The organism is Melioribacteraceae bacterium 4301-Me, assembly GCA_041538185.1.
In the GTDB taxonomy this organism is placed as follows: Bacteria; Bacteroidota; Ignavibacteria; order Ignavibacteriales; family Melioribacteraceae; genus Pyranulibacter; species Pyranulibacter aquaticus.
Genome location: JBGORM010000001.1, coordinates 726872 through 750626 on the forward strand (window position 1 = coordinate 726872; position 23755 = coordinate 750626).

Here is a 23755-nt window from a genome sequence, read left to right on the forward strand (position 1 = left end):
GCCTCAATGAATTAAATAAAATAAGGGGAATAAAAAAATCCATATTAAATCTACTAAGTGCCAGTATAAACCGGCATTTTCCAATTTTACATAGTTTTCGGGTGTAATTTTACCCTTTGCAATAAAAAAAAGCATAAAAGATAAAACTACCATACCAATAAGAACGTGAAGACCATGCAAGCCTGTCATTACATAATACAAACCATAAAAAATTATTTCACCGTTTTTCATGTTTAACAACTCTGGTGATTTAGGATATAAACCTTCAGCAATATGACCAGACCATTCAAAATATTTATTAATCATAAAAAACAAAGCAAGAGCAAGAGTGAAAAAAAGCATTACCATTGAAAGAAATTTATTGTTTTTCTGCATAGCAGCAATAGAAAGGGCTACTGTTAAACTGCTAGTTAGCAAAATTATTGTATTTAACGTGCCTATCCCAGTATTAAGGTCCATTGCAGCCAAACGAAATTGTTCATGATAATCGTATCTATAAACAGAATAAGCTAAAAATAGCCCGCCAAATAAAAGTACTTCGGTAAATAAGAAAAGCCACATACCCATTCTAGCACCAACATCGTCTCGGTGAACATGATGTAAATTAGCAGCAGCTTGCTGGCTATTTGTCATATTCCATCTCCTTCAATTGACTAAAATCGTAAGGTTCATGAGTGATAGTAGGAATTTCTTTAAAGTTTTCCATAGGTGGCGGTGAGGGTATATGCCATTCTAATGTTACTCCTCCCCATGGGTTGCTAGATGCTTTCGGACCCTTTTTCAATGCATACAAAAGATAACCTGTAATAAAAAATATAGTGCCTACTAAAATCCATGAGCCAATGGTAGATATTTCTTGAAGATGTGCAAATTTTGGTAAATAATCATAATATCTTCTTGGCATTCCCATGTATCCCATGATGAACTTTGGGAAATAGAGCATGTTGAACCCGATGAAAAAAGTAATCACAGAGATAGTAGCAAATTTTTTATTATACATTTTACCAAACATTTTGGGGAACCAATAATGCATTGCGCCGAAAAATATCGTGCCAGTTCCGCCGAACATCACATAATGAAAATGAGCAACTACAAAGTAAGTATCGGTCAAATGGACATCAGTTGCTAACGAACCAAGTACTAGACCCGAAAGTCCACCAATTGAAAAAAGGAAGATAAAATTCATCACCCAAAGAAATGGAACTTGCGGGTCAATAGACCCTTTATACATTGTAGCAACCCAATTGAAAATTTTAACGCCGCTCGGCAAAGCAACAATAAATGTAAGTAAAGAAAAAATCCATGCAGCGGTATCGCTCATACCACTTACAAACATATGGTGTGCCCAAACCAAATAGCCCACAAAAGCAATAGCTAAACTAGACATAGCAATTGGTACATAACCAAAAATTGTCCTTCTGCAAAAAGTTGTTATTATTTCTGATACTACTCCCATAGCAGGCAATATCATTATATACACTGCAGGATGTGAATAAATCCAAAACATATGTTGGTACAGAATTGGGTCACCGCCTAATGCCGGGTCAAAAATTCCAACTCCAAATGTTCTTTCTATAACCACTAATAAAATAGTAATTCCAACTACAGGTGTAGCAATAATTTGAATCCATGCTGTAGCGTAAGTAGCCCAGACAAATAAAGGCATTTTGAACCAACTCATTCCTGGAGCCCTTAATCTATGCACTGTTGTTACAAAATTTATCCCGGTTAAAATTGAAGACAGACCAAGTATAAATGCCGCAAACAGTGCCAAGGAAACATTTGTGCCCGTCCTTACACTATATGGAATGTAAAAAGTCCAGCCAGTATCGATAGGTCCACCAGGTAAAAACAATGAGACTAAAACTAAAATAGCACCAGTTACATAAATATAATACGATAATAGATTTAATCTTGGGAAGGCAACATCTCTTGCCCCTATTTGAATAGGCAAGAAGAAGTTTCCAAATATTGCAGGTAACCCAGGAATTATGAACAAGAATATCATGATTACACCGTGAAGTGTAAACAAAGTATTGTAAGTCTGTGCACCCATTATTGTTCTTCCCGGGGTTAGCAGTTCTAAGCGCATTAACAGACCAATAGTTGCACCCACTAAAAAGAAAAACGCAATCGTAACTAAATACATTATTCCAATTCTTTTATGGTCTGTTGTTAATAACCAAGATAAAATACCGCTATGCTCGTTGGTGGAAACTTCATAAAAGCTTTTTTCTGCAATAGCGATAGTTCCATTAGCCATTTATTTACAACTCCTTTTCTTCTTTTTTTAATTTTCTTTTTTTTATTGTAAGAATGCCAACAAATATTCCTACTGCAATTAACATGATTGAACCAGCAATTCGTGTAGCATTTAATGAATATCTCCTGCCCGCAGGGTCGTAGCTAAAACAAAATTGTAAAACTTTTGCAATTGTAGGATTAGTTTGACCTGCACCAGCTTCTATTAAAGCCATTTTTAAATCAAAAGGATTAAAATCTATTCCATAGCTGTATCTACAAATTTTCCCCTTAGGGGAAATAGCTATTACTGTTCCAGCATGTACAAAATTTTTTTCATTTGGTTTAAAATAAAAACCTGCAGCATCAGTAACTTTTTTTATACTAATACTATCACCAGTTAAAAAAATCCAATCGCTGTCCGCAAATTGTCTTTTAATAATGTGTAAATAATTAGGTTTCCATTTAGAAGAAATTTTTGGGTTTTCATGATGATCAAAGCTCAATGAAATAACCTTAAACTCTTTACCTGGGACCATTTCTATTTTATCTACAGCTTCGGCAAGATTTGCTTGTAACGGGCTGCAAATACCAGGGCATTGATAATAAACGAGCGCTAACAACGTAGGTTTATTCAATACTTTTCCTAAGGTTACTGTATCACCTTCAGATGTAACAAACTTTGCATCCAAAGGCAAAAAATTACCCAGCTTTTCATCAATACCAATTTCAACATGACTTTTTTGAGCAAATAGGCAAAATTTGTAATGGGAAATTATTATCAGCAAATACAAAGCTATTTTATTAAAACCACTCATCTTATTTTCACACAAAAAAATTTAACTTGTAATTTTAACTAAGAATTCAAACAATTTCCTTAGCTTTTCAGAATCTAATTGAACAATTAGCGGAGAGAAACCTAAATCATTTGGTTCAGATGAAACAGTTGTTACAAACTGTTGAAAATTCTTCCCTAAATCTGCCTTCAAAAATGATACAAAAACTCTTTTTTTATCAAGTGCAAACTTATTGACCAATAATGCACCTTCATTTTGTGGGCTATCAGACATTTCTTTAATTGCTTGTTCTGCTTTGAGCAATAAATCTTTATTCTCATTAGAAATTTTTTCTATTGCAACTTCTACTGGAATATTATTGGGTTCTACAATTCCTTTAGATAATTTATATGTATTGTCTAAGTCGACAACTTCTTCTTTAGTAATTTTAGGAAAATCTGCAAGTGTTCTTATGTATTGAATTATTGCAATTCTATCTTTTGGTGACAAATATTCATAAGCCACCATACCGCTGTTAGGAATTCCTTCTTGTAAAGTTTTGTACATATCATTAAACTTTCTTCCGTTCACCCATCCATCAGCAGAATGAAAATTTCTTGGCTTGGGATTTAATGCCGCTCCAGCAGGTCCATCTCCCTTGCCTTCCGTGCCATGGCAGGAAGCACATGTAGTCTCAAATAATTTTTTACCTTGTGAAATCAAATCGCTTGTCGGGTTTTCAATTAAATTTAGATCAACAGCGGGCATAACCCCACCTTTTTTGAAAGGTATTTCTTTAATTACTCCGCTGCTATCAGGTAAAATAACAGGCTGTTCATTAAAAGAAATCTGAGTTAAGTTTTTTACATAAAAAATACCTAAGATTAACAGCACGATTATGAAATAAGGGTAGACCCAGCCAAATAATCTTATTGGAGTTTTTATTAATTCTTTGAAATTTATTTCATCTTCTATTTTTCTTTTCTGGTTCATATTTTTCCCAAACTATAATTTAAAATCAATCCCTCTTTTTAATTTAGGGTCGCCAATTGGGACAAGGTTTATCTTTTTAGAAATCAAAACAAAAAGCATTATTAATAAGCCAAGAGTAAATAATGGAAATCCAATTTCAATCCATCCAAAGATTATTCCTTCTTTACTAAAAGTAGGAATAATCATCCAATAAAGATCATAAATATGAGCGAAGAGTATCCATATTGAGATAAACAATAATCTTTTTGGGTCCATTTTCGAGGGTTGCGATAACAAAGCAAAATATGGCACTACAAAGTGAACAAAGATTAATCCTATTGAAACAAATTTCCAATTACCCTCCCATCTTTGCAAAAACCAGAAAGTTTCTTCAGGTAAATTTGCATACCAAATCAATAAAAATTGGGAAAAAGCTATATAAGCCCAGAAATTAATGAAAGCAAACATTAACGCACCAAGGCTATAGTAATGGTCGCCACCTAATCCATCGACAAAGTAACCCTTTTCGTTTAGCAAAACAATAATTATTGTACTAGCAGCTAAAGCGCACAAGACCGTACCAGCAAAATAATAAACTCCAAAAATAGTTGAATACCAATGGGGCGCTAAACTCATCAGCCAATCAAAAGAGCTAAATGAAAGGCTAAAAGCAAATATTGGCAAAAATACCGCTGAAATAATGATATTCTTTTTTGTTAATAATTGTTCTTTAGTGAAATCCTGCTTTACTGAATTTTTGAATAAAAGTATAAAGAAGAAAATCCAAACAGCAAAAAAAGCAATTGACCTTAGAATAAAAAAGGTAGTATTTAAATACGGGGCTTTTGCCTCCATTAAAACATCATTTTTAAATGCTTGAGGATGAGTCCATTCAAAAACATTATGCAAATTAAAAAATAATGGAACAGCAAAAATAGGAACTATCACTAAAGCGAAGGAAAGAATTTCTGGCACTCGTCTAAATGGTGTACTCCATACCGCGCCGGCTACATATTCAATAGCTATCAAAAATAGAGAACCAGCTCCAAGACTAATAAGAAATGTAAGCAAAATGATATTATTGAAAGCAGTTCTTACAGGATTAACAATGTATCCAAATATTATAATTACCAGTCCAACAAGAAATAATGTTAAACCTACTATATTAAGTTTTTTTGGCAGTTCTTTTTTATGATATTCTAATGTGAAGGAATTATTCATTTTAAGTCAGACTCCTTAGCATTTAGAGATCTTTGTAACGCTCTTATATATAAAATTACAGCCCATCTTTCCTCAGGGGTTAATTGTGTAGCGTAAGAAGGCATTATATTTTGTCCTTCAGTAATTACATAAAATATTCTGCCGTCGGACCAATTCCTCACCTTTTCAGAATGTAAACTTGGTGGATTTGGGAATTGTCCTTGCAATCTGCTGTCGCCTTCTGCATGATAACCATGACATGGACTGCAGTATATATTAAATTTTTGCTCACCTAACTTTAAATTTTCTACTGAAGGTAATAAAGGATTTACCAAATCTTTAGCTGCTTCATCTGGATTGTTTTTATATAAGAATGGTATTTGCCCGCGTGCAACAGTACCATTCACTGGTTGCCTCATGCCAAAACCGTCAGCAAATATTTTACTTGGCTGTTGCGGTATTACCTTCGCTTGTTCATCCATCCAATTAAAAGGAACCATGTACATTAGTTTATTTAATGTGAAGTAAGTTGTAGCACTTGTGAACAAAGCTACAAGGACTAAAAAGCCGACAAATTTTGGTTCAAGTAGTACATGCTTATAATTTATTTCTTCTTCATTAAAGTATATTGGTGTAATATCAGAGGCATTTAAGGACTTCAGTAAAGATTTAACTTCTTCTTCGTTAAACAAAGGGTCATCTGCTTGAATGCTGACCCCATACTTATCAGAAGAAACTTTCTTCATATAATCTGTTGCATGCAAAGGATGGCTATTGTTAGGCAATTTAAAAAAGATAAACAGCATTACAAGAACTGTAATAACAGAAGCTGAGAGTACAGTTATTTCAAAAGTTATTGGAATATAGGCTGGAAAAGAGAAAAATGGTTTGCCACCAATAACAAGTTTATAATCAATAGCAGCCATCCAAAACAAAGTTAATATAGCAGAAATTGCACCCGACAAACCTAAGACTAAGGAGACATATCCAATCTTAGATGGCTTCAATTTCATTGCTTTCTCCATACCATGTAACGGGTATGGAGTATGGATATCGTAATTCTTAAAACCTTTCTCAGCAATTTTTTTAGCTGCATGAATAATTTCATTTGGAGTATTAAAAATTCCAGTGTAACTATATAATCTTTTTTCGTTCATTACTAATCAGCCTCATGGGAAGGTTGTGAACCATCTATTACTGCTTTTACCTCAGCAATTGAAACAACAGGCAAAGCTTTTGTAAATAATAAAATCCAAGTAAAGAAAAAGCCAAAGCTTCCAAGTAAAATTCCTAAATCTACTAAAGTAGGTTTATAATAAGCCCAACTTGAAGGCAAGAAATCTCTTGAAAGAGAAGTTATAACAATTACAAATCGTTCAAACCACATCCCAACGTTAACAAGAACAGCAATTACAAACATTGCAGGGATGTTTCTTCTAATCTTTCTAATCCAAAATAATTGCGGGAAAATCACATTGCAGCTAAACATAATCCAATAAGCCCACATGTAAGGACCAAAAGCTCTATTAATAAAAGTAAAAGTTTCTGTAGGGACTCCACTATACCAAGCAATAAAAAATTCCATTATATAAGCATAGCCGACCATAGAACCAGTAACAAGCATTATTTTATTCATTTTTTCCAGGGTATCAACAGTAATTATATGTTCATAATTGAAAATTTTTCTCACAAAGATTAAAACATTTTGTACCATAGCAAATCCAGAGAAAACAGCTCCAGCCACAAAGTAAGGCGGGAAAATAGTAGAATGCCAGCCAGGCAAAATTGATACAGCAAAGTCAAAGCTAACTATTGTGTGTACTGAAAGCACAAGAGGAGTTGCAAAACCAGCTAAAATTAAGTAAACTCTTTCGTAATGCTGCCAATGTCTATTTGAAAATCTCCACCCCAAACTAAAAATTGAATAAACAATTTTCTTAATTTTTGTCTTAGCCCTTTCACGTAATACTGCTAAATCCGGAATTAAACCAACATACCAAAAAACTAAAGAAACAGTAAAGTAAGTAGATACTGCAAATACGTCCCACAATAAAGGTGATATAAAATTAGGCCATAGTGAATGTTGATTTGGATAAGGGAATAAGTATCCGGCTAACCATGGTCTGCCAACGTGAATCAATGGGAAAAGACCAGCTGTCATAACTGCAAAAATTGTCATTCCTTCAGCAAAGCGGGCTATTCCCGTTCTCCATTTTTGCCGCAATAAAAATAATATTGCAGAAATAAGAGTTCCGGCATGACCAATTCCAACCCAAAAAACAAAATTAATTATTGCAAATCCCCAACCAACCGGATTATTATTGCCCCACAAACCTATTCCATAATAAAATGTGAAGGCTAAACAGATGACACCTGTAATAAGCATAGTTAGGGTAATAGAAAGAGCAATGTAAAACTTTTTATCTGGCTTTGAATCTAATGGTTTAGAAATCAGCTCATCTATTGAACGTAACGGGGGACGTCCTTCAATTACTGATAATTCTTGTGAATAGTCTACTACACTCACTATACTTCCTCCGAATGAGTATTTCTTAATTTTGCTATGTAAGTAACATTTGGTTTTATGTTAAGCTCTTCTAAAACATAATAAGCTAAGTCATGCTTTCTGTATTTACTTACTACAGAGTTTGGGTCGTTCATATCACCAAATACTATTGCATTAGCAGGGCATGCAGACTGACATGCAGTCTGAACATCACTTCCTTTTAATTCTCTATTTTCTTTAATAGCATTTTGTCTTGCTTCCATTATTCTCTGAATACAAAAAGTACATTTTTCCATAACGCCACGCGAGCGTACAGTAACTTCGGGATTGTTAACTAAGGCAGTTAAGTCATTTTCGTAATAAGCATTTGCAAAATGGTCTCTAAAGTTAAAGAAATTAAATCTTCTTACTTTATATGGACAGTTATTCAAACAATACCTTGTACCAACGCATCTGTTATATACCATTTGGTTCAGTCCGTCTGGGCTATGGTTTGTTGCGCTAACTGGACAAACATTTTCGCAGGGTGCGTTATCACATTGTTGACAAAGCATTGGTTGAGTACTAACAATTGGGTCATCTGGAGTGCCTGAATAATATCTATCAATTCTCATCCATTGCATTTCACGTCCTACTGCAACCTGGTCTTTACCTACGACAGGAATATTATTTTCGACATTACAAGAAGCAACACAAGCCGAACAGCTAGTACATTTATTTAAATCAATTGCCATTGCCCATTTTAATCCATTATAAACAACCACTGGATTAGTTATGCTTTCCAGTTCAACTTTTTCTTTATGCAGAAATTCTGGCTCTTTCTGATATTTTAATACAGTACCTTCTCGAATAATTTTTCTTCTAAGGTGAATATCTTTGAGAAACTTATCATCCAGTGAATGATGTTCTTGTGTGGAGACCAACTCATAATTTCCACCTGCTGAAGTTACTTTTGCATTATTAAACAAGTAAGGTGAATGTTCAAAGTTTTTGCTCATTAAAACTATACCATTAAAACCAACGTTCTTGCCAGCTTCACCAACTACTGTTCTTCCATATCCTAACTCTATATACACAAATTTGTCTGCACATCCTGGTTGGATCATTGCGGGAATTTTTAGCTTTCTTCCATCAACAACAACTTCTAAGAAATCACCATCACCTACTGCTAAATGCTTTGCAGTATCAGGTGAAATCATAGCATAATTATCCCAAGTAACTTTAGTTACCGGGTGAGGCAATTCCAAGAGCCATCCATTATTTGAAAATCTTCCATCACCTAGAAAATAACTTTCACCCAATTGAACAGTGTAATCGTTGCTTTCAGTAACAGTATAATTAAAATCTGAAAAAACTGAGTAGTTAAATTTATTTGGTTTATTAATGTTAAAAGTTAGTTCAACAAAACCAGCCTGTAACGAAGCATACCAAAAAGCTTCGAAGTTTACACCCGTGTTCTTTCTGTTATAAACAAACTCCTTAAAACTATTCATTAAATATTTATGATAAATGTCATCAGTGTAATTGATTGGCTCGCTAACCCAGTTCAACAAAACAGCTTCTTTTTGACGAGTATTAAAAATTGGAGCTATAACAGGCTGCTGCAGGCTATAAATACCCTCTCTTGTGTAATAGTCACCCCAGCTTTCAAGATAATTATTAATTGGTAGAACGTATTTACTTAAATCTGCTGTTTCATTTTCTTGCTCTGTCAACGTAATTACTGTGCTAACTCTTTTCAATGCATCTTGATAATGTAAATCTGCCGGCAAATGATAGACTGGATTAGTATCAAAGTGAATTACAACGCTAACTTTTCCTTGATTAATAGAATTAATCAAGTTAGAAAAATCGGTTAGTGAATTTTGTTTTACATCTACGATGGGATTATCGTAGTCGTAAATATCTTTTGCATTTAATAATTCATTTAATAGGTTGACAACAATATGTACTTTCTCCGGCAATGTGTTCCCGGCTACTACAATTGCTTTTCCTTTAAAAGAAAATAAATCATCAATAAGATGTTTTATTTTCTTTTCATCAACTTTATTTTTCTTAGCAAAAGAAAAAATATCGAAGCTGTTCAAATGCGAAAGTACTTCCGAAGGAATGTTGAAGTCACCAGCACCTTTTTTAATAAATTCATTTAATAAACTCATTGCAAATTCGAACTGCTGGTCTGGTTTTATCCTCAATCTATAATCTGCCATCATTCCAGTAGCTGACATTCTGCCTTCGGCAACATATAATCTTGTGTAATTTACATCATTTACAAACTCACGATTGGATGAATACTTCCGCATATTTTCAATGAAATTATCTTCATTAACCAAAAAATCGTTATCGAGACTTAAAATCAATTTAGCTTTATCATATTTAATTGAGGGCATTATTCTTGTCGAGTAGCATTTTTCCCACGCATTAACTTTTGACAAATTATTTATTAAAGAATAAAAATAAAATTTAGTTGTAGGGTACTTTTTCTTAAAGTCTTCGAATAGTTTTTGTAATGTGGGTGAATAATTAGGTTGAGCTATTATTGAGATTTCTTTTTGGTCAGCGACAGCAGTTTTTAATGCTTGAACAATTTCAGTATCGATTTTCGACCAGTTTGATTTCCTTTTCAGAATCATTGGGTCAGATACTCTATCTGGGTCATAAAGATTCAATATACTTGCTTGACCTTTCGCACAAATTTTACCTTGATTAATTGGATGGTCTGGATTGCCGTCTAATTTTATTGGTCTGCCTTCACGAGTTTTTATTAAAATACCGCAAGCATTTGGGCATGCATTACAAGTAGAGGCGTAATAATTTGCAGTGCCAGGTAAAACATTTTCAGGTCTATTATTATATGGAATTATTTCACCTTTATCACGATAGTTAGAGCAAGCAGTTGCTGCAAAGGCAGCAGAGGCTGTTAATAATGCAACGAACTTCCTTCTTGAAATGCTGTTCATTTCCGAAGGATTAAATTCATCTGTTACGCCGCTTGCAAATTCATTTGATTTTAACTCTAAAACTTTTGGGTCATCATAGTAATCGCGTAAACTTTTCCAAAACTCTTTATTTTTATTCTTCATCTTAAACCTTTTTATTTCTCATTACAGCATTTGGGTGAATATTAATCTTTATTTTACTTGTTTTGTTTTTCATTAAAGGATTACTTTTTTTGCTAAAAATTTTGATTGGCAAAAAAGAGAGCAACAATGTAGTTAATGAACCAATCACTAAAGAAATTAAAAATTTTTTTCGTGAAATAATTTTGTTTTCATCCATAACTTTTCTCTTATCTATGACAAGCAAAACAATTTTCAGGACCTTTTTTTACATTAGTTAAGTAAGGTAAAAATTTTTGTGGCTCACGATGGCAATCTAAACAAGCTGTCATTGTAAAACTTTTTACCTGCTTAATCACATCCATAGCTTTAACATTGCCGTGACAAGTTTCGCATTGGATTCCCTTATTAACATGAACGCTATGATTAAAATAAGCATACTCAGGTACTTTATGCACTCTTTTCCACGGAATTGGTTTACCTTCCTTATAATAAGTAGTCAGCTTTATAATTTCCGGTCTATCTTTTCTAGCAATTGTATGACAGTTCATGCAAATATTTACTGATGGAACTAAAGCTGCCCTTCCTTTAGTAACACCTGTATGACAGTATTGGCAATCAATCGACATTGTACCGGCGTGGAGTTTATGTGAAAATTGAATTGGTTGAACTGGTGCATAACCAACGCTGTCTCTTTCTGCACGCGAAATGTAAAATGTAAGCATAAATGAAATTACAATTACAAACAAAGTTAATGGAAGGCGAATTTTAAGAGCGTAATCTAGAACCGTATTTTTCATTATCAATATTAAATACTTTTCTTTACGTGTTGTTATGTTTTTTCTTAATTCCCACTTATCAAAGTCTTGATTTGTAGGTTTTATTTAAGATATGATATACAATTTTTGTTTGTCAAAAATAAAAAAAGAATTTTTAATTCCAAAAAAATGTCTACAAAAAATGGAATGAAATATTTAGCAGTGTAAAAGAATTACTAAACAAAATTAATTTTTTCTAGTAACAATAAATTCCACTAAATCTTTCAAAGAATTTTTGTAAATGCTATCTTGAAAAATTTCTAAGTGAGATAAGGCTTTGGCAGCAAATTGATTAGCAATTTCATTTGCATAATCAATACCACCCATTTCTTTTACAAATTCTATAACATACTTTATATCGTTAGCAGATTTACCATTTTTAATTATCCTAACAATTTTTTTTGCATCAGCTTCGGATGAGTTTTTCAAAGAATAAATTAAAGGAAGGGTTACTTTTTTTTCCTTTATATCTCCGCCTAAAGGTTTGCCCAAAATACTTTTTTTGCCAATATAATCTAAAATATCATCTCTTATTTGAAAAGCCATACCTAAACTTTCACCAAAATTTTTCATCGCTTCAATTTTTTCAATGTTGGATGTTACAGCTCTGGCACCAATTTCGCAGCAAGTGGACAACAAAGAAGCCGTCTTGTCAGAAATTATTTTAAAATATGTTTCTTCATCGTTAGCAAAATTACGAGTCATTTTAATCTGGAGTAATTCACCTTCCGACATTCTTTTGACGGTATTGGTAATAACTTTCAAAAAGTCAAAGTCGTTACCTTCCACAGCTATCATAAGTCCACGAGCCAACAAATAGTCCCCCATCAAAACAGCTACTTTATTTTTCCATACAGCATTAATAGAAGGGAACCCGCGCCTTGTTTCAGCATTGTCTACAACGTCGTCGTGAACTAATGTTGCAGTATGAAGAAGTTCAACTAATATTGCCCCTCGGTAAGTTCTATCTGTTATATCACCAGCAATTTTACTGGACAAAATAACCAACAGCGGTCTAATCTTTTTGCCCTTTTGCTTTAAGATATATCTTGTAACTAAATCTAATAATCCAACCTTAGATCTCAACGATTCTTTAAATATTTCATTGAAACGCTTGAGGTAGTTGTCGATGGATTGACTAATTTGGGAAAGTGACTTATTACTCACTCTTCTTTTGCGAAATTTTTGCAACGAATATACTTATTTCATATAAGAAAACCAATGGAACTGCAAGTATTATTTGGGAGACAGGGTCAGTTCCTGGAGTTAAAATAGCAGCTAATATCATAATTGTCACTATTGCATGTCGACGGTATTTTTTCATCAAGCCTGCATTAATAATTCCAATTTTTGACAGAAAAAAAGACAACATTGGCAGTTCAAAGACAAGTCCTGCACCCAATATTACGCTTAAAATAATCGAGAAGTATTCATCAATAGCAAAATTATTTTCGATGTTTGCCGAACCAAATTGAGCAGCAAATTTTAGTGTAAGAGGAAGCATAACAAAATATGCAAATACAACACCGCTAAAAAAACAAAAAGTAGTAAAGGCAACAATTGAAGTAATATATTTTTTTTCATTGGCGCGAAGTGCTGGAGAAATAAATTTCCACATTTGGTAGAAAAAATTTGGAATGCTTAAAATAAAGCCAACTATAATGGCAACTTGGAAATAAAGAAATAATTGTCCAAAAGGTTTGAGATTTTGTAAATGTATATTAGCTTGTTTAGCCGGGCGAAGCAAAATTCCATCAATTAAATAGTCTACAAAAATCCATGCTATTATGGTACCAATAACAATTCCAATTAGGGAATAAATAATACGCCACCTAAGTTCTTCAAGGTGTTCGAGGAAAGACATTTCTGCTTCATCAGAAGCAGGCTTATCAGTTTTTCTTTTTTTTAGAAATAACACAATGGTCGTTAATTTTGAGAAAGTTCAGGATAAAGTGGGAAATTCTTACATAAAGCTTTTACATCCGCTCGAATTGATTTTAACATTTCTTTATTTTCAGCATTGCTTAATGCCTTATCGATAAAATTAGCAATTAATTTCATCTCATCTTCTTTCATGCCACGAGTTGTTAGAGCTGGCGTACCAATTCTAATTCCGCTAGTGACAAAAGGACTTTTAGTATCAAAAGGAATCATATTTTTATTAACAGTTATACCAGCTTCACCAAGTGTATTTTCTGCTTTTTTCCCACTTATGTTTTTATTTGTTAAGTCAACAAGCATAAGGTGGTTATCTGTGCCGCCTGAAATTACATCGTAACCTAAGCTCATAAGTTCTTTTGCAAGAGTTTTAGCATTCTTAATAATTTGCCTCGAATAATCAGCAAAAGAATCTTGTAATGCCTCACCGAATGCAACAGCTTTAGCCATTATGATGTGCATTAAGGGCCCGCCTTGAATTCCTGGCATAACCATTGAATCAAAAACTTCTGACATTAATTTTAACCTATCTCCTTTTGGAGTTTTTATACCCATAGGGTTTTCTTTATCTTTACCTATTAAGATAACACCGCCTCTAGGACCGCGTAACGTTTTATGTGTAGTAGAAGTTACAACATCGCAATATTCAAGTGGATTATTTAAGAGACCTTTAGCAATCAATCCTGCTGGATGCGCCATATCACACATTAAAAAGGCACCGACTTTATCAGCAATTTCTCTAAACTTTTTATAATCCCAATCTCTTGAATAGGCACTAGCACCAGTAACAATTAACTTCGGTTTTTCTTTCTTAGCTAAATCCTCAATAATATTATAATCCAAAAGTTTCGTTTCTTTATTAAGAGTATAGCCAACCGAACGATAAATTTGTCCAGAAAAATTAACTGGTGAACCATGAGTCAAATGCCCGCCATGATCCAGACTAAGACCTAAAATAGTATCACCAGGTTTAAGAAGAGACATGTAAACAGCCATATTGGCTTGAGAGCCACTATGCGGCTGAACATTAACATATTCAGCATTAAATAATTTTTTTAATCTTTCTCTTGCCAATTCTTCTGCCATATCAACAAACTCACAGCCGCCGTAATATCTTTTACCAGGATAGCCTTCAGCATATTTGTTTGTTAATACAGATCCAGCTGCGCTTAAAACAGCTAAGCTAACAAAATTTTCGGATGCTATTAATTCTAAATTATTAGCTTGGCGATCAATTTCTAATTGTACAATCTTTAGAATTTCTAAATCAGAATTAAGATAATTCAGCATATATTTTAAATAATGTTATAAAATTTCTATTTAAGGAACTATCACTGATCTTTGAATCCAAGAGTAACATGGACCTTCAATCTTTATTGTATCGCCACTCTTAAGCTGTCTAAAGAAATAATCTTCTTTAGTAGGAATAGAATTAGCCAATGCTTTTACTCTTTCAGCTGCTTGCGAAGCAAACGGTCCATTTAAACTGGCTGCTTTTTTGTAAGTATTAACAGCTAATAAATAAACACATTTTGCCATAAAATCGAAATCACATGCTCTTGCTGCCTGTTCGTATAGCTGTGCTTCAATTACGTAAGGGTAATCCCAGTCTGGACTAATATTCATTGCTTTTTGCAAGTAAGTTCTAGCAACCGCAAGCTGGTCTATTTTCTTATATACAAGAGCTATATTAACATAGTTATCTCGATTATCCGGCTGGAGTTCTATTAAGGTTTTATAAGCTTGCAAAGCTTTATCATTCATATCCAGTTTATCGTAAGTATTAGCAAGCTGTTTCCAATAATTAATTACTTTAGGAGCTTTAGACACTAAGAACTCAAGTGGTTCTAAGGCTTTATTAAGTTCCTTTGCCTGCAAACAAATTGATGCGTATTTCCAGGCTTTTTCTAAATTATTTTTATCTAAATCCCATGCCTTCTTGGTAATATCAACTAACTGCTCAATATTTTCGGCGAGGCCTTCAATTCTTTGTACCCACAATTCATTATTAGGCTCAAGTTCGGAGAGTTTAGAATACAATTCTAATGCTTTCAATTTATAATCGTTTTCGTCAGTAGCATTTTTAGCATAAAGTAATCCAAGCTGGTCTTTATAAAATGAAGGTAATGTCGAATCTTTTTTAATTGCCTCCTCGTAAGTAGCTATTACCTTAGCAGGATTTTCATTTTCCCAATTCCCCATTACAAAAGCTTTCTTAGCAAGATAATATCCTGCACTTACAGAATCATATTTTATCGCCTTATCATACAAATAAAGTAAAGTATCTGCTATTTTCTTTTTGGCTGCCTCATCAATTTTAGTACTATCATGAATATACCAAAGTGCCTCTTCCATTTTAGGGAATAATTTATATTTCACAAAATTTGTCGGGTCTGTATTAATTACTTTCCACCCGTAAGGAATAGCACTAGCATAATCTTTGTTTTTTTGATATTCATAAAATAAACTAAAGTCAGCCATTAATTGTTGATTGCTTACATTGTTTTGAGCAACAATTAAATTGTTTGACAAAAATGATAATATTAGGTAAGAAAAAATCACAAAAATTTTAATTGTTCCTTTCAATTTTGAAGTTCCTTATAATGTTATTATCTATTTAATCGTATGAACCAAAGTTCTCCGAAGTTGAAAGTTAATGAAAATCTGTAAATATTTTCACTTAATAAGTTATTTTCGGTCGTACCTCTTTTGCCAAACTGAAACGCAAAATCTATTGTATTCTCAAAACCAATTGGGGCAGAAAAACCAAAATATATTGATGTTTCATTGATATTTGCTCCATAAAAAGTATATTGTGTTTGTTCATAGCTTAGACCTCCTCTAACTGATACCTGTTCCCAAAAGCTATTATACTTTGTCGGGTCCTTTTTGTATTCTAATCCTATACTAAATCTGTTTAAATCTTTATAGAAGTTGGAAGTTTTATTCTGAAATTTATATTTAGACCAAGGTTGGTAGAAATAGTCTAAAATTATCAGGTAAGAATCTTTGAACTTAAGACTTGCCCCTATGCCAAGTCTTTCGGGAATATGAGTTTGACCATAACCATCGTCATAAGATAATGCAGTAGCCGAATTGATTGTAGTAGAGCTGGTGGAAACAGTATCAGTTGGGATATTGACTGAATTACTATAGCTGAACCCAAATCTTAAATCAGTAATTGCGTTAATTCCTACTAAATGGGAAAGATTACCGGTTAACAGACCAAAAGTAAAACCCACGCCAGTGAATATATAATCTTTGTTAAAGTAAGCATTACGAAACGAGGAAGTTGATTGAAACTCCGCATTAGATTGATGCTGAATTTTCCCCGTGTAATATTCAAAGCTTGAGCCAATAGCAATATCAAAAGGCAGTTTATATGATAAACCAAAATACACTTTTGAAAGTCCACCAGTACCTTTGTATGTTACTTTATAAGGATCGACTAAAGAACTTGAGTCGTTTTCTGTTATTTCATAGTTTACTCGCGAGTATGGTTCCATTCCCATCACTAGACTAATTCCATAATCTTTATCAATTGGGATTCCAAATTTAAATCCAGAAAAATAAACTTGATTGTAAAAAACATTTGTCGAATTGTTGCTAATTGCAAAACCGTTAATATCTAAGCCAGTTTCAATTCTTGTCATTCTCATTTGATAAAAACTTGCTGGATTAAAACTATTGACATAATCAAAGTCAGCTAAAGCAATTCCGCCTTCACCAAATGCAAGTCGACGAGCAGTTAATGAAAACTTCAAATCACCAATACCGTATCTTGTATAAATTGAGCCGCCGCCAGCAATTAAGTCCGATGAAAAAATAGAAAAACCCAGCACAAAAAATAAAGTTATGTAAATGTTTTTCTTCATCTAAGGTCTAGTTTTTTTGTGAATAAGTAATTATAAGTCGCGGTCTTTTATTTGTTTCAGCATAGTTACTCCCGTAAATTACAAGTCGTGAGGCTGAGCCTAATTCATCACCCATAGTCAATCTCAGTCCAAAATTGTTTCCATTATTAAGCCAGCTTTGAATAAAAAAAGTAACATCGCCCGAATAAATATTACCACTTCGCTTAAGGTTAATTGGGAAAAGACTATCGCTTGTCAATTTTGTTTTTAGGCTATCGGCATATCTAACAGCTGCGACAACCGAATCATTAAAAATAGTGCTTAACATTGATTTAGATTCATCCATTGTTAATTCCAAAACTGCTTTATTAATTACCGCGCCTTTTTTTAGCTTAGATAAATCAAAAAATAATCGCCCTCTTAAGCCATAGCCAGCCTGCAAATAAATTTCGTCGTTACTGTATGGCATATTACTTAAAACAACATGTTTATTTTGAGATGGCAAGATGTAAAGTGTATCAAGCCATTCATTTGGTTTTTCAAGAACAAAATAAATAGTTGGTTCAGTTGTATCTGGATTTGGAGAAGCGCCTTGAAACCCTAAAATTTGTTTCGTGTCTGGCGTTGGCACAAAATACAATCCATAATTAACAGTACTTATTGTAGAATCAAGGTACTGAATCCATTCATCTATTAAATTTGTTCCTAAATTAATGCGTAAAGTAGTATCGGTTATAACTAAATTAGAGGCAGCATTTGAATTATCATGCTGAAATGTAGCTAAGCTATCCTCATTAAATCCTAAGCCCCAATTTTGTCTTATTTGATAAACAAAAAAATTAAAGTTAGAGCTTTTACTGCCAAGTCTGTAAAGAGGCTTTAACTTAAGCCATGCCTCTTTTACTCTAATTTGATTTGCCTTGTAATAGCTTTTCAATGAATCTGGCAATGTTGGGAAATATTTTGCCAAGAGTCTTGACTCAGCATAGTCAGTCTTACCAAGCAAAACTACACTTGAACCTGCAAGATTTAGTGAATCTTTGTAAAATGAAGACTGCTGAACTAATGAATCTTTGTTTGAATCTAACACTTGAAAAGTAACATTATCTTCGTTAGGCAGTAGGTTACTTCCTATGGAAGTTGGATTATCACTGCAGGCAAAGAATGCAATCCCTATCACAATTATAATAAAAATCGCAAGAAAACTTTTTATCAATTAATTTCCTCCGGAAAAGTCAGAAATTATATAGTCAGTAGCATTATAAAAATTATCAGCTACAAAATTGGGAGTTTTTCCTTGATTAAGCAAGATAGAAATTTCCTCTTCATAAAAATCAGTTTTAATTAAGATTGTTTTTAACTTTGCATTCAATCCCGCTTCAATATCAGTTGCTTTATCACCTACTAAATATGACTTACTTAAGTCAATATTATGTTCTGCAGAGGCATCAAAGATCATTTTGGGAGAAGGTTTTCTGCAAAGTGATTCAGATTGACTACTATAATCTGGATGAAATGGGCAATAATAAAAAGCATCGATACTAGTGTTAAACTTTTTCAATAATTGATTTATTTTATTGTTAACTCTTTTTACGTCTTTGTGGGTTAACAATCCCCTAGCAATACCCGATTGATTAGATATCACAATCAACTTGAACTTGTAAATTTCTCTCAGCTTAAAAAGACATTCACCAACGTAAGGCATCAGCACAACTTGACGTGGGTTGGATATATAGCCTGTATCAAAATTTATTGTACCATCTCTATCTAAAAAAACAGCATGTGAACTCATTAAACTTTAGTCGGTAAGCTTTTTATACAAATCTACGTATTTTTTAGCAGAATTCATCCAAGAAAAATTTGATTTCATGCCGTTCTTCATAATTTTTCGCCAAGTATCTTTATCGTTACTAAAAATCTTTATTGCTTTTTTAATTTCAGTTAGCATTTCAGAGGCATTATACTTATAGAATACAAAACCGTTGCCGGTTTCAGTTTTAGGATCGAACGGCTGAACAGTATCAGCTAAACCGCCAGTTGCTCTTACAATTGGAACGGTACCATAAACTAAGCTGTACATTTGATTTAATCCGCATGGTTCATGTTTAGAAGGCATAAGGAACATATCTGAACCGGCCTCGATTAAATGTGCAAGTTCATCATCAAAGCCAAGATAACAAGAAAATTTTTGAGGAAATTTATGTGAAGCAGATTGAAAAAATTTTTGAAATTGTTTATCACCAGTACCTAATAGAACTAAATGTATGTTTAATTTCATCAGTTCGTTGAATGCTTTTTGAACAAGGTCTAATCCCTTATCAGGCAACAATCGTGAAATCATCCCTATGATAGGTACAGACTCGTCCGCTTCAAAACCAAAATTTTCTGCTAAAGCTTTTTTATTTTCGAACTTATCATCAATATTCTTAACAGAATACTTTTTCTTAATCAACGAATCAACCTCAGGATGCCATATTGTATCATCAATTCCATTTATAATTCCATATATACACTCTTTCCGCTTAGAAAGAACAGGCAACAAATCCTTAGCAATATCTTTATCAGTATATAACTCTTTTGCATAAGTTTCGCTTACTGTATTAATAATATCAGAATATACTAACCCTGCTTTAAGAAAATTCACTTTTCCTTTATGAATAATTCCCTCCTCATTATCCACTTCTTCCGGTAAACCAGTTTTAGCAAAAGTAGAATGAGGAAAAATTCCTTGGAATGATAAATTATGGATAGTAAAAAGTGTTTTAATAGAAGTAAACAAAGGATGGTCTTTAAATTTTGTTTTAAGGTAAGCAGGTACTAAGCCGCACTGCCAATCATTACAATGAATTAAATCTGGCGTCCAGCCTAATTTCTGAATTAACTCGAAGACGGACTTTGCTAACAAAATAAATCGTTCATCATTATCAGGAAAGTCCTCGCCGCTTAAAGGATCAGCATAAAGACTATGCCTGCTCCCAAAATATTCATGATTGTCTAAAAAATAAATTTGTACGCGGGTTTTGGGACCAATTAAAAACGATGACCTAAGGGAAAAAACTACTTCTTTTTCACCAATTTTTGTAGTGATATCTTTCAATCGAACTACTTCATGAATCTTATGTTTTCTTTCATCAATTGCGCCGTATTTTGGAACAACAATTCTAACATGATGACCCAATTCCTGTAATTTTTGCGGTAAAGCAGAAGAAACATCTGCCAGTCCACCTGTCTTAATAAACGGTACGACTTCTGAAGTAACAAAAAGGATTTTAAGTTTTTTTCCTGAGGGCATTTCGGTTAATCCTTTGATTTTTAATATCGAAATTTATGAAAATAATGACCCATTGACAAAAATATTAGCATATTTAATAGTTACTCGCTAAGTTAAGGTGTCTTTTTTGAAAATTACTTTGTCTTTACTCTTTTCCAAATGAAAAAAATTCTTTTAAATCCATCTCAAATAGTAACTGTTAATACTAATGGTAAAAATTTGAAAAGAGGTGAAGAACTTGCCGATATTGAAGTGCTTACCGAACATTCAATTGTAACCGAAGACGAAATAATTAAAGATATAATTCCAAATTCAAAGGTAAACAAGTACAAATTTGATTTAATAATAGATGTAAAAAACAAGACGATTTTGCCTGGATTGGTCGAATGCCACACACACACTGCATTTATTGGCTCAAGAGCAAATGAGTTTATTCTGCGAACGCAGGGATTGCAATACGAGCAAATTGCAAATCAAGGCGGTGGAATACTATCGACAGTTAAATCAGTACGTAATGCTTCTTACGATGATTTAATAGCAGCTATTAAACCAAAAATAAATAATTTCATTCAACAAGGTATAACAACGTTAGAAATAAAAAGTGGCTACGGTTTAAGTTATTATGATGAAATCAAGCTGCTACAAGTAATAAACCATTTTAGAAAGACAGAAGCAATTGATATAGTGCCAACCTTTCTTGGTGCACACACATTTCCATTAGAGTATAAGAATGAACAAGAAAAATATATCGAACTAATAAATAAACAGATATTGCCATTTATATCTAAAAATAAATTAGCTGAATTTTGTGATGCTTTTTGCGAGAAGACAGCTTTCAATCCTAAGCAAATAAGTTCTATATTTAATAAAGCCTTAGAGTTTGGCTTAAAACTAAAATTACATACTGACCAATTTCACTCTATCGGCGGAATAAATTTAACATCTGATTATAAAATAACCTCCGTGGATCACCTCGAAGCAGTTACTGAAGAAGGAATTAATAAAATATCTAAGTCAGACACTGCAGTTGTTCTTCTGCCTGGGGTTTCTTTTTTCTTAGACTATGAATACGCTCCGGCAAGAAAACTAATAGATTCAAATGCTATAATTGCTCTCTCTACTGATTATAACCCCGGCAGCTCCAACATTCAAAATCTTAGTTTAATTTTTGATCTTGCATTAATAAAAATGAAAATGAAACCAGAAGAAATCATTTCTGCTTATACGATTAATGCAGCAAAAGCCTTAGATAGAAATAAAATAATCGGCAGCATAGAAATAGGCAAACAAGCTGATTTTTCTGTATTCGATGTTGAGAATTACAACGAAATTTTTTATAACATTGGACAAAATACATGCAACATGACAATTAAAAAAGGAAATATTATTTATAAAAAAAATGAGAAGGTTTTATGAAAATCATCGAATGTGTACCTAACTTTAGCGAAGGTAAAAATTTAGATACCTTCAATAAAATTAGAGAAGCAATTAATTCTACAAAAGATGTCAAATTACTGAGTCTTGAACCAGATGCAGATTATAATAGAGTTGTAGTTACTTTTGCGGGAAATGAAAGTGGAGTGCTTAATGGTGCTATAAACGCATGCAAAGCAGCAGCATCATGCATAGACATGAGAAAGCACAAAGGTGAACACCCTCGAATTGGTGCAATTGATGTGGTACCTTTCATTCCAGTTGCTAATACTTCCACAGAAGAGTGTGTAAAAATATCCGAAGAATTTGGGAAAATCATTTCAAAAGAACTTAATGTGCCAGTATATTTATATGAAGATGCAGCAAAAAAACCTGAACGCAAAACTTTAGCAAATATCCGTAAAGGTGAATATGAAGGACTAAAAGAAAAACTAAAAGATCCAAACTGGTATCCTGACTTCGGTGAACCTGTATTTAATGAAAAACTAGGTGCTATTGTGACTGGTTCAAGGTTCTTTTTAATTGCATACAACGTTAATATTGATTCTACAGATGTTCAATATGCAAAAAGAATAGCAGAAATATTAAGAGAAAGCGGTTACCCCAAAAGAGATGAAAGTGGCAATGTTATGAAGATTAATGGACAAACCATAAGGGTGCCTGGCAAACTTAAAGCTGTACAAGGAATGGGAGTAACTCTGGAAAAATTTAATATTACTCAAGTATCTATGAACTTAAAAAATTATACTGTTACACCTCTACATGTTGCTTATGAGGAAGTAAAAAAAGAAGCCGATAAGTTAGGCGTGAAAGTAAAAGGAAGTGAAATAGTAGGATTAGTGCCTTTACAAGCTATCCTTCAAGCCGGCAGATTTTATACTAATTGTAAAGAAGAAAATGAAAATCTATTAATAAATGCTGCAATAGAAAACTTGGGTTTAAACAGCCTTCATGAGTTCAAACCCGAAGAAAAAATTATAGAATATATGATTTAGTAATTAAGTTAGCTTAACAATAGGAACTTACAACATAATAAAGGGAATATATGAATCACATGAAAACAATTGATGATTATCTGAAAGAACTGTCGTCCAGCTCACCAACGCCAGGGGGTGGAAATGTATCCGCTTTCTGCGGCGCATTAGCTTCAAGTCTTGCACTAATGGTTTGCAACCTAACAATAGGCAAAAAAAAATATGCCGAAGTTGAAAATACAATGCAAGAATTAAAACTAAAATTTGAGACCTACCAAAAAAAGTTTATAGAACTATCCGAAAAGGATAATGAAGCTTTCAACTCTGTAATGGAAGCATACAAACTACCAAAAGATACTGATGAGCAAAAAGAAACTCGGTCAAAAAAAATTGAAGAGGCAACTTTTAATTCTGCAGAAATTCCTTCTGAGGTAATTAAAACTTGCTATGAAATGATGCCTCTTATTAAAGATATATCAGAAAAAGGAAATGTAAATTCTATTTCTGACGCTGGTGTTGCTGCATTATTGATTTCTTTAGCTGCAGAAGGTGCTTATTTAAATGTTTTAATTAACTGCAATGCACTTACAAATCAAACCTTAGCAAATGAATTAAGAAAACAAGTTGGCATCCTTTTACAAGAAGTTACTTCAAATGCTCGTTTAATAAATCAAACAATTATTTCTAAATTAAGCTCAAAAGCTAATTAGCA

General features: G+C 33.0%; 21 protein-coding genes. 3 read left to right on the forward strand and 18 right to left on the reverse strand.

The window, feature by feature from the left end; all coding sequences use genetic code 11:
• Positions 1–3: 3 nt before the first annotated feature.
• The 18 genes from ABRY23_03225 to glgA form a co-directional block, all read right to left on the reverse strand.
• Positions 4–633, reverse strand: a complete 630-nt coding sequence (locus ABRY23_03225) for a cytochrome c oxidase subunit 3 family protein (GenBank protein MFA3782059.1) — start codon at positions 631–633, stop codon at positions 4–6.
• Complete coding sequence (locus tag ABRY23_03230; GenBank protein MFA3782060.1) at positions 623–2263, reverse strand: cbb3-type cytochrome c oxidase subunit I; 1641 nt, start codon at positions 2261–2263, stop codon at positions 623–625. Before ABRY23_03230 ends, ABRY23_03225 begins: the two co-directional genes overlap by 11 nt.
• Positions 2264–2267: 4 nt before the next feature.
• The gene (locus ABRY23_03235; protein ID MFA3782061.1) at positions 2268–3059 is read right to left on the reverse strand and encodes an SCO family protein; all 792 of its coding nucleotides are present in this window, start codon (positions 3057–3059) and stop codon (positions 2268–2270) included.
• Positions 3060–3080: 21 nt separating this feature from the next.
• Positions 3081–4010 carry a cytochrome c gene (locus ABRY23_03240; protein ID MFA3782062.1) on the reverse strand — a complete coding sequence of 310 codons (930 nt, stop codon included), beginning with the start codon at positions 4008–4010 and terminating at the stop codon, positions 3081–3083.
• Between the two features lie 12 nt (positions 4011–4022).
• Positions 4023–5210, reverse strand: a complete 1188-nt coding sequence (locus ABRY23_03245) for a quinol:cytochrome C oxidoreductase (protein ID MFA3782063.1) — start codon at positions 5208–5210, stop codon at positions 4023–4025.
• On the reverse strand, positions 5207–6346 hold the full coding sequence (locus tag ABRY23_03250) for a quinol:electron acceptor oxidoreductase subunit ActD (GenBank protein MFA3782064.1): 1140 nt from the start codon (positions 6344–6346) through the stop codon (positions 5207–5209). Before ABRY23_03250 ends, ABRY23_03245 begins: the two co-directional genes overlap by 4 nt.
• A gap of 2 nt (positions 6347–6348) precedes the next feature.
• Positions 6349–7716, reverse strand: a complete 1368-nt coding sequence (gene nrfD / locus ABRY23_03255) for an NrfD/PsrC family molybdoenzyme membrane anchor subunit (GenBank protein MFA3782065.1) — start codon at positions 7714–7716, stop codon at positions 6349–6351.
• Positions 7716–10778, reverse strand: coding sequence for a TAT-variant-translocated molybdopterin oxidoreductase (locus ABRY23_03260; GenBank protein ID MFA3782066.1), 3063 nt, complete (start codon positions 10776–10778; stop codon positions 7716–7718). The genes nrfD and ABRY23_03260 overlap by 1 nt, the downstream gene beginning before the upstream one ends.
• A gap of 1 nt (position 10779) precedes the next feature.
• Positions 10780–10974, reverse strand: a complete 195-nt coding sequence (locus tag ABRY23_03265; protein MFA3782067.1) for a hypothetical protein — start codon at positions 10972–10974, stop codon at positions 10780–10782.
• Positions 10975–10984: 10 nt separating this feature from the next.
• The gene (locus ABRY23_03270; protein ID MFA3782068.1) at positions 10985–11554 is read right to left on the reverse strand and encodes a cytochrome c3 family protein; all 570 of its coding nucleotides are present in this window, start codon (positions 11552–11554) and stop codon (positions 10985–10987) included.
• Positions 11555–11758: 204 nt separating this feature from the next.
• Positions 11759–12658 (reverse strand): polyprenyl synthetase family protein, encoded by a 900-nt coding sequence (locus ABRY23_03275; GenBank protein MFA3782069.1) that lies wholly within the window; start codon positions 12656–12658, stop codon positions 11759–11761.
• Between the two features lie 73 nt (positions 12659–12731).
• Complete coding sequence (gene tatC / locus ABRY23_03280) at positions 12732–13490, reverse strand: twin-arginine translocase subunit TatC (GenBank protein ID MFA3782070.1); 759 nt, start codon at positions 13488–13490, stop codon at positions 12732–12734.
• Positions 13491–13498: 8 nt separating this feature from the next.
• Complete coding sequence (glyA, locus tag ABRY23_03285; protein ID MFA3782071.1) at positions 13499–14800, reverse strand: serine hydroxymethyltransferase; 1302 nt, start codon at positions 14798–14800, stop codon at positions 13499–13501.
• A 30-nt stretch (positions 14801–14830) separates the two neighbouring features.
• Positions 14831–16096, reverse strand: coding sequence for a tetratricopeptide repeat protein (locus tag ABRY23_03290; GenBank protein MFA3782072.1), 1266 nt, complete (start codon positions 16094–16096; stop codon positions 14831–14833).
• Positions 16097–16119: 23 nt separating this feature from the next.
• Complete coding sequence (locus ABRY23_03295) at positions 16120–17385, reverse strand: hypothetical protein (protein ID MFA3782073.1); 1266 nt, start codon at positions 17383–17385, stop codon at positions 16120–16122.
• Positions 17386–17392: 7 nt separating this feature from the next.
• Entirely contained in the window at positions 17393–18580 is a 1188-nt protein-coding gene (locus ABRY23_03300) for a DNRLRE domain-containing protein (protein ID MFA3782074.1), read from the reverse strand.
• Positions 18581–19156 (reverse strand): D-glycero-alpha-D-manno-heptose-1,7-bisphosphate 7-phosphatase, encoded by a 576-nt coding sequence (locus ABRY23_03305; protein MFA3782075.1) that lies wholly within the window; start codon positions 19154–19156, stop codon positions 18581–18583.
• 6 nt (positions 19157–19162) lie between these two features.
• Positions 19163–20656: a glycogen synthase GlgA gene (glgA, locus tag ABRY23_03310; protein MFA3782076.1), complete on the reverse strand. Its 1494-nt coding sequence runs from the start codon at positions 20654–20656 to the stop codon at positions 19163–19165.
• Positions 20657–20794: 138 nt separating this feature from the next.
• On the opposite strand from glgA, the gene hutI reads away from it, so the two are divergent.
• Genes hutI through ABRY23_03325 form a run of 3 tightly spaced genes read left to right on the forward strand, consistent with a single transcriptional unit; the run spans position 20795 to position 23753 of the window.
• Positions 20795–22051, forward strand: a complete 1257-nt coding sequence (hutI, locus tag ABRY23_03315) for an imidazolonepropionase (protein ID MFA3782077.1) — start codon at positions 20795–20797, stop codon at positions 22049–22051.
• Complete coding sequence (gene ftcD / locus ABRY23_03320; GenBank protein MFA3782078.1) at positions 22048–23064, forward strand: glutamate formimidoyltransferase; 1017 nt, start codon at positions 22048–22050, stop codon at positions 23062–23064. The genes hutI and ftcD overlap by 4 nt, the downstream gene beginning before the upstream one ends.
• A gap of 50 nt (positions 23065–23114) precedes the next feature.
• On the forward strand, positions 23115–23753 hold the full coding sequence (locus ABRY23_03325; protein ID MFA3782079.1) for a cyclodeaminase/cyclohydrolase family protein: 639 nt from the start codon (positions 23115–23117) through the stop codon (positions 23751–23753).
• Positions 23754–23755: the final 2 nt, after the last annotated feature.